This is a genomic window from uncultured Roseobacter sp., from assembly GCF_947496515.1.
GTDB lineage: Bacteria > Pseudomonadota > Alphaproteobacteria > Rhodobacterales > Rhodobacteraceae > Roseobacter.
Genome location: NZ_CANMDB010000038.1, coordinates 1 through 3,697, shown reverse-complemented (window position 1 = coordinate 3,697; position 3,697 = coordinate 1). Strand labels below are relative to the sequence as shown.

Annotated in this window: 3 protein-coding genes; all 3 read right to left on the bottom strand. The window is 53.0% G+C overall.

The window, feature by feature from the left end:
- Window positions 1-828: 828 nt before the first annotated feature.
- Window positions 829-987, bottom strand: a complete 159-nt coding sequence (locus Q1A53_RS23195; protein ID WP_299971734.1) for a hypothetical protein — start codon at window positions 985-987, stop codon at window positions 829-831.
- Between the two features lie 81 nt (window positions 988-1,068).
- Window positions 1,069-1,488 carry a response regulator gene (locus tag Q1A53_RS23190; protein ID WP_299971731.1) on the bottom strand — a complete coding sequence of 140 codons (420 nt, stop codon included), beginning with the start codon at window positions 1,486-1,488 and terminating at the stop codon, window positions 1,069-1,071.
- A gap of 25 nt (window positions 1,489-1,513) precedes the next feature.
- Window positions 1,514-3,583 carry a CHASE domain-containing protein gene (locus Q1A53_RS23185; RefSeq protein WP_299971728.1) on the bottom strand — a complete coding sequence of 690 codons (2,070 nt, stop codon included), beginning with the start codon at window positions 3,581-3,583 and terminating at the stop codon, window positions 1,514-1,516.
- Window positions 3,584-3,697: the final 114 nt, after the last annotated feature.

Below are 3,697 nucleotides of genomic sequence, written 5' to 3'. Positions count from 1 at the left end.
GAAACCATCGTCCAGATGGACCAAACGCCAATCATGCACTAACAATCAAATTGGACCACTCAGGTGGGGCTGATCATACTCGCCGGCCCTAGGTGGCATGAGCATGACCCTGCTTGAAGTGGGTTCACCGCACTGGATCGGAGTCTATTGATCAAAAATCTCTCAACAATGTCATAGAGCAGGCTCACCGGGGTGTGAAACAACGAACGCGGCCGATGATGGCCTTCAATTCACTCTGAACAGCACAGGCAACCTTGGAGAGAATTGAGCTGGCGCCTATGGTCAGGTCGGGGGCAACTGGGCAAAGCCCGGCTGTTTGAGATTTGCGCTAGCCTTGCGACGTAAACGGCAGCCGAAATGGCCTATTCATGACCACAAGAAAACTTTGCGACGTAGCATATGTGGGGGGAATTTGGCTGAGCAGACGGGAACAGATCATCGCAGACTGCTCTTCGGCCCAGTCCGACATGAGTTCTTCGATGAAATATGACTTCGCCATGACCTCTCGCTTGTCGAACCAGGAGCTCGTATCGACAAGAAATAAGAGTCCACTAAAATCAAGCGTCAAGCTCTACGCTAGCACTATCAACTTTGAGTAAGTAAGATCAACGATCAATAGACCGGCCGTTCAATAGCGTCGCCAGTTCATCAGCCGTCATTAGTTTGTGGTTGAATGCTCTGACACATGGTAATTCTTTGGACTTAATCTGTAGTTCAGCGGTCAAATTCGTTAATACCACGACCATCGTTACTTCGGAAAATTGAACCTTTTCGGATTTATGTATCTCATAAAGGCATTTCAGCCAATTCATGCGCGGCATGTTGATGTCAAGAAAAATTGACGTCTGCCTCAAACCGCTCGTCTGTCTCCATGCTCCGAAGTGCAGCCTCAGCATCTGCAAAGCATAGCAGTTCATGGGTTAGATCCAGCCTTCTCAGCAGACGCTGGCATGTCATGCGGTCAACAAGGTCATCCTCGATCAGCATCACACGGCCAAACGACTTCAAAAGATCTCGGTCAATAGCCACGACCCCTTTTTCTTACCTCAAGTCGTTGCAGCGCACTCATCAACCCTGCGAAGCGACCTGTCGGACAGGATGTTCACAGATGTCCCAATAGTCTTGCAAAGACTTGATGACCTCTGTCATTTCAGCGGAGCCTCCAGGCTTGACAACATAGCCACTCGCGTAGTTGCCGTAAGCCAGCTCGATGTCTGTCGGATCGTCAGATGTTGTCACAACGACAACCCTCGACGATGCCAGATGCTCACTTGCCCGCAGTTCCTTCAGAAACTCATGGCCGTTCATACGGGGCATGTTGATATCAAGAAGGATCACGTATGGGTCCTGAACCCGCCCGTTCGCGCTTTGCTCGTTGAGGATTTCCAGTGCTTCAACGCCATCCTTTGCGCGAACGACCGAACTGTTGGTTCCGGCATTGCGCAGGGCGCGCTGAAACAACAACACATCCACATCGTTGTCTTCCACTAATAGTATGTTCATTCTTTGCCCCTCACGCCGCCATCCAATCACCCTGGGCCACATCGGATTTTGAACCCTGGGGCCACTGGAATGAGAACTTCGCCCCTTCACCGGTATTCGAGATCAGCGTCACCTCACCGCCGTGTACCTCAACGGCCTTTTTGACGACGGCGAGCCCGATGCCGGTACTCTCGGGGGCGTCTCCCGTTCGAAGGGTCTGAAACATCTCGAAAATGCGTTCTTGGTACTTTTGATCAATGCCCGGACCGTTGTCGGCCACCGAAAACGCCAGCCCATCCATTGTTTCTTCGCAGGTGATCGAAACTTTGAGACTGTCCACAGCATCGTGGTACCTCACGGCATTTCCAACAAGGTTTTCAAGTACCCGCCGCAACCCGATCGGATCGACGTTGACCTGTCTCACGGAACTGTTGAGCTCAATCTGATGTGGTGACAGTCCGAAATCGGACCTCAGAGACGTTGTCAACTCGCTCAGGTCGAGGGGGCCGCCATCCTCCGTTCGCGCGCCGACCCTCGAAAATTCAATGATGCCGTTTGTCAAGTCATTCATCCGCTGCACGCGGTCCAGGATCAGGTCCAGGCTCATTGCGATTTCGGGGTTTGCATCCGGTGCGGAAAGATAGTCTTCTAGATCCTCTTTCAACATCTCCGTAAGTCCGCCGATGCCGCGTATGGGCGTCTTCAGATCATGAGATGCGGCATATGCGTACCGCTCCAGCTCTTCGTTGCTTCTGATCAGTTTCTGCTGCTCAATCCGCAAATCCTTTGTCACCTTGTCAGCGTAGGCGACGGCATTGCGGTTTGCGCGCGCCATCAAGATCAGAAGCGAGAGAATAAGAACTTCGATGACAATGCCACCGACCAGGATCACGGTTGGTTGCACGTAGCTGTTGTTCTCTCGAAACGCGAGGTTTGACCGGATGTCCAGGCTCCATGAGCGTCCGTAAAACTCGAGTTTTACCTCTTCGGAAAACATCGGGGCCGGATCGTGAAGCTCTTCGGCGGACGAATGTTCGTCATAGATTGTCTCGCCAGCGTCGCTGATGCGGATGCTGGTGTAGCGCAAGTCTTTTGCCAGCAGACCGTCCAACAGTTTGCGGACCACAAATGGTGCGTAGACGACGCCATCGATCCTGCTCTGTCGGTCTTCCAGTTCGGTGGGCACGCCGCCTCTGTAGAAGGGTGCGTAGAACAGGAAGCCTGGCGTGGCACCCGCGTCTTGCACAAGCACAATAGGTCCGGTGATCTGGGCATCCCCCGTGTCGCGGCTTGCGAGGGCTGCCGTTCGTCTGTTCAGTTCATGTGCCACATCCAGACCCACCGCAGCCACGTTGATCTCCTCTGGCTCAATAAACGAAATTGGCATGTACGTCGGATGTTCGTGCGGCGGGAAGATATTGAAATCCGGCTGTTCGGAGCGACGCTGGTCGAGGTATGTGTTGAGCGATTGATCAGAAAGAAAGTGGATCACACCGATTCCATTGATGCCAGGATACTTCTCATCGATACGCAGATGTGTCGCAAAGGTTCGCCACTGCGCGCGCGTCATGTCGCCGTCGTGAGATTCCATGGCGGCGACACCGGCCCAGAGAGCATCTTCGTACTTCCGCATCCTGTCGCGGAGTAGGCCAACGATGTGGTCTCGGGAACTCTCAAATCTCTGTTCGATCCGGCTTTCAGCCTGCTTTTTTGAGAAGTGCCAGGCACTGAAGGTCAAGGCCATTGACAATGCCACGACGAGAACGTGCAGGATCGAGACCCGACTGTTGGCCAGCTGTGGTGTCATCATCTGCTTGCACGTTGTTTTCTCCATCGGACATTTATGATCGAGAACATATAATTTCAGATGAACTCCTTTGAGAGTGGAATTTGGAGCATCTTGCGGCACCCATAAACCAAGGGGGCGTTGTGGATTTCCAAGCCGACGAAGAAAGTACATGATATAGTGCCTTGTCAACGTCGATTTGACGTTCTGGAGGGCATGGCGGATCGCAGGATCAGTCATGAAACACCAAGTCGATACTATAAAGGAAAACTCGAATGCATTCGTTGCGATGCGCAGTTTGGCTGTGCGGTCCAAGGGCATCCTACGCGGACGCCTCTCTGAACCGTTAGTGGGGAGTGGGCAAAGGCTGGGGGTGTTCGGGTAAGTTGCGGGAGACTCTTTGATCGCTGGAGGCTGACATGGACGTTC

Bases quoted from the DNA above. Each gene is read 5' to 3' on its own strand.
- Q1A53_RS23195 (WP_299971734.1), bottom strand. From the start codon at position 987: ATGCTGATCGAGGATGACCTTGTTGACCGCATGACATGCCAGCGTCTG.